This window comes from Curtobacterium sp. B8, assembly GCF_000333315.1.
GTDB lineage: Bacteria > Actinomycetota > Actinomycetes > Actinomycetales > Microbacteriaceae > Curtobacterium > Curtobacterium luteum.
The window spans coordinates 1-3078 of sequence record NZ_BACW01000488.1 but is presented as its reverse complement, the minus strand read 5'-3'; the positions used below and the strand labels follow the sequence as shown (position 1 = coordinate 3078).

The window sequence follows — 3078 nt, the reverse complement described above, 5'->3', positions numbered from 1 at the left end:
TAAGGCAACCCCGCCAGCCTAGCCGGGTCCTCAACGACAGGAGCACGATCATGCGCACCCGTGGCCAGGACCCAACGCTGCCCGACCTATCCTGAAGCCAAAGGAAATGAGATCGGAATTTCGTCTGCATGCCCCCACCGTGCCACACGAGAGCACTGCACACAAACGAGAGCACCGCTCTTGCAATTGACCCCTCCGCAGTGCAGACTGCTCCTGCGAGAGCACCGCTCTCCGAATCAGACCCAGGAGGAACCCATGTCCGACCGTCACCTCGTCATCGGAGCCGGCCCGGTGGGCCGGCACGTCGCCGCCGTCCTCGCGGAGCGCGGCGCCGACGTCACCGTCGCCACCCGCTCGGGACGCGACACCGGCCTGGGCCCCCTCGGCCCGGTTCCGGACCGCCACGGAGCCCGCGGAGCGGCGGGCCGGCCGAGGCCGCGGGGAGGGGCGGTGGGTCACGTCGCCCTCGACGCCTCCGACGCCGACGCGCTCACCCGGGCGACCGAGGGTGCCGCGGTCCTCTACAACTGCGCGAACCCCGGCGACTACACCCAGTGGGAGCGCACCTGGCCTCCGCTGATGTCGGCCGTGCTCACCGCGGTCGAGCGCACCGGCGCCGTGTACGCGATCACCGGGAACCTCTACCCGTACGGCCCCGTCGACGGGCCGATGCACGAGGGACTGCCGGACGCGGCCACCGACCACAAGGGCATCCTCCGCGCGAGGCTCTGGGGCGACGCGCTCGCAGCGCACCGAGCCGGCCGGATCCGCGCGGTCGAGGTGCGCGGCTCGGACTACGTCGGCCCGGGCGTCGGGGCGAACGGGCACGTCACCCGGGTCCTCCCGGCCGCGCTGCGGGGCAAGGCCGTGACGATGATGGGTCGGACCGACCAGCCGCACACCTTCACCGACGTGCTCGACGTCGCTCGCACGCTCGTGGCCGCCGCCCTCGACGAGACCGCGCACGGCCGGGTCTGGAACGTGCCGTCCAACGCGCCCCGGACGCAGGTGCAGGCGGTCACCGAGATGCTCGCCGTCGCCGGGAAGCCGCCGGTCACGGTCCGCCGTGTCCCCGCCGGTGTCATCCGGGCGAGCGGGCTCGTGGTGCCGTTCATGCGGGAGATGGCCGACATGTCGTACCAGTGGACGCGGCCGTACGTCCTCGACGACGCGGCGGCGCGCGCGCACTTCGGCATCGAGCCGACGCCGTGGGAGGAGGTGTGCCGCCGGACGGTCGCCGGGCTCTGAGGGCGGAGCGGGCAGGGGCGCGGGTCGAGGTGGCGCGGAGCAGGCAGGGGCGCGGGGCAACACCTGTCGTTCACCGGGACGTCACCGGCCGGTCAGGCAGGGTCGCGAACATGCGAGGGCACTCAGCTTCGGGTGCCCTCGACCGCTCCCCCTCCCGACAGGAAGTCCTCCGTGCCCGCTCCCCGGACCATGCGGATCCTCGCACTCACCGCCGCGCTGGCCGCCAGCCTCGGCGCCGCCGTGGTCGCACCCGCGACCGCCTCCGCCGCCGCCCCGATCACCGACGACCGCGACCCGAGCTGCACCACGACCAGCACGACCGCGCTCTGTGCTGCCCCCGACACGCTCCTCGACGTCCGGATCGGCGACGTCCACCCGACGCAGCCGTCGCTCGGCTACGACGAGGTCTACTACAAGCTCGGTCGGTACTCGACCGCGCTGAGCAAGGACGCGGTCAACAAGAAGTTCGACGACTGGTGCGAGGCGAACGGGCAGGAGGAGGCCGCGACCACCACCGCCGCCTCGACCCTCACCGATCCGTCGTCCTTCACCTGCGCCGTCCCGCTCGGGTCCGAGACGCCGGACACGATCGCGCCGATGAAGACCGTCGTGATCGGCCCCGGCGGCACCCTCTACCTCACGGACGGGCACCACACGCTCACCTCGTTCGACGAGGACAGCGGGCCCGACGTGCACGTCCGTCTGCGGGTGCTCGGCAACCTCTCCGGCCTGGGCACCACCGAGTTCTGGCAGACGATGCAGGACAACCGGTGGGTCTGGCTCCGGGACACCGCGGGCCGGTCGATCACGCCCGCCCGACTGCCGCAGAACGTCGGGTTGGCGGCGTTCCAGGACGACAGCGCCCGCAGCATCATGTACTTCGGTCGGGACATCGGCTACACGGCCGACGGCGCCGTTCCCTTCCAGGAGTTCTACTGGGGATCGTGGCTCCGCGCGCACCCCGAGCTGGGCCTCGCGTCGTGGGACCAGGACGACTTCGCCGCATCGCTGTCGCTCGTCGAGCGGATCACCAGGGCGCAGGTCGCGCTCGCCCCGAACGACGTCGTCGACGCCGAGAGCGGGTACACCGCAGCCGACCTCAGCACCCTGAGCGTCTGGAACGACGGCAAGGCCGTGACGAAGGGCGAGTGGGCGAAGCTCTCGGCGCCGTACTCGTCCGACAAGCCGGGGAAGCTCGCCTACATGACGGAGTACCGCAGGACCCTGGCCGCCGAGCCGGGCGAGCCCGGCACGGACCCGAGCGACCCGAGCGACCCGACGGACCCGACCGAGCCCACGGATCCGGCCGACCCCGGCACGACCCCGACCGAGCCCGCCGAGCCGAGCACCACGCCGTCGGCACCGTCCGATCCGAGCACCGGCGACGACGGGCCGACCGACCCGACCACCGTCCGGGGCACGGTGACGGTCGAGGGTGACCTCGTGGCGGGCGGCTCGATCACCGTCCGCGGCACCGGGTTCGCGGCCGACACCGCCGCCCGTGTCGAGATCCACTCCGACCCGGTCCTGCTCGGGGCCGTCCGGACCGACGACACCGGCGCGTTCACCCTCGCGGCGACCGTCCCGGCGTCGCTGCCGGCCGGGACCCACACGGTCGTCGTGGTCGTCGACGGGGTGACCGTCGGGTCCACCACGGTCACCGTCTCCGCGGCGGGCCCGGATGGCGAGCTCGCGTTCACCGGCGCCGAGGGCCTCGTCCCGGCAGCGGTGACAGCGCTCCTCGCCGTGCTCGTCGGCACAGGGATCGTGGTCGCGCGACGTCGTCGGGCGCGGCGCGCGTAGTCCACGCGGCGCGCGGCGGACGGGAGG

The 3078-nt window shown here is 73.1% G+C and carries 2 protein-coding genes; both read left to right on the top strand.

Going from position 1 to position 3078, the window contains the following annotated elements; translation table 11 throughout:
* Positions 1 to 255 precede the first annotated feature (255 nt).
* Entirely contained in the window at positions 256 to 1248 is a 993-nt protein-coding gene (locus tag I59_RS12570; protein WP_022904166.1) for an NAD-dependent epimerase/dehydratase family protein, read from the top strand.
* A 171-nt stretch (positions 1249 to 1419) separates the two neighbouring features.
* A complete protein-coding gene (locus I59_RS22210) occupies positions 1420 to 3051 on the top strand; it encodes a ParB/Srx family N-terminal domain-containing protein (protein ID WP_148286217.1) in 1632 nt (543 codons plus the stop codon).
* Positions 3052 to 3078: the final 27 nt, after the last annotated feature.

What these genes read in the sequence shown, in the direction of transcription:
- I59_RS12570 (WP_022904166.1), top strand. Translation starts at nt 256, where the DNA reads ATGTCCGACCGTCACCTCGTCATCGGAGCCGGCCCGGTGGGCCGGCAC.